The organism is Rhodoferax sp. RT5P35 (assembly GCF_056521385.1).
On record NZ_JBWMAX010000396.1, the window covers coordinates 1 to 1009 of the forward strand.

General features: G+C 66.5%; 2 protein-coding genes. Both read right to left on the bottom strand.

Translation table 11 applies throughout. The annotated features are described in order from the left end of the window. Window positions 1-639, bottom strand: a 639-nt coding sequence (locus AC097L_RS26600; protein ID WP_479589685.1) for a mannose-1-phosphate guanylyltransferase, incomplete at its 3' end; no start/stop codon positions are given. A gap of 105 nt (window positions 640-744) precedes the next feature. Beyond that, window positions 745-1009, bottom strand: a 265-nt coding sequence (locus tag AC097L_RS26605; RefSeq protein WP_479589686.1) for a phosphoenolpyruvate carboxylase, incomplete at its 5' end; no start/stop codon positions are given.

A 1009-nucleotide genomic window follows, 5' to 3' on the forward strand; every position in this document is an offset into this window, starting at 1 on the left:
CACGGCCATGGCCGCCAGCCAGACCGAGGCCTTGACCATGAACAGACCGCTGTTCCAGGAGTAGGTGCCTGCGTCCAGATAGCTCTGGGCCGTGGCCTGGTCGGGCTTTTCCACGAAGCGGGCGATGGTGGATGCGCCGCCGTTGCCATACAACGCCCCGGCCTGGATGTAGCCGTAGCCCGTCTCGGGGCTGTCGGGCGTGATGCCAAAGGTCACCACCGCGCCCTCTGCGGCCAAGGCCGCGCCCTGGCGCACCACGGCCTGGAAGGCGGGCTTGTCCACGATCACGTGGTCGGCGGGCATGACCAGCAGCACCGGATCGGCCCCATCACGCAATCCCGCCAGCGCGGCCAGGGTCAGGGCCGGAGCGGTGTTGCGCCCCGTGGGCTCCAGCACGATGCTGCCGGGCTGGCCCATCAGGCGCAGCTGCTCGGCGATGACGAAGCGGTATTCCTCGTTGCAGACCACCATGGGCGCGGCCACCGTGCCCAGGCCCAGGCCCTCCACCCGGCGCACCGTGGCCTGCAGCAGCGAGTCGTCGCCGATCAGCGGCAGCAGTTGCTTGGGGTACTTTTCGCGGGACAAAGGCCACAGGCGGGTGCCAGAGCCACCGGAGAGAACGACAGGTTGAATCAACATAGAGTTCCAAAAGGTAAAAAAACCAAGGGCCGTAGAACGCGTCCTACCACCGTTGGTTTTTATTATTGCAGAGCAACATAGCGCATTTTCGCGCCGCGGGCGGTATTACCCCGTGTTGCGCAGCGCCGCCGCAATGCCGTTGATGGAAATGTGGATACCGATCTGCACCCGCTCGTCGCCCTGCCCGGCCCGGTAGCGCCGTACCAGCTCCACCTGCAGGTGGTGCAGCGGGTCGATGTAGGGGAAACGGTGGCGGATGGAGCGCTGCAGCGAGGCGTTGCCCGACAGGCGCTGCTTCTCGCCGGTGATCTGGGTCAGCGCGTGGGCGGTGCGGTGCCACTCGGCCTCGATGCTGGCGAAGATGCCCTTG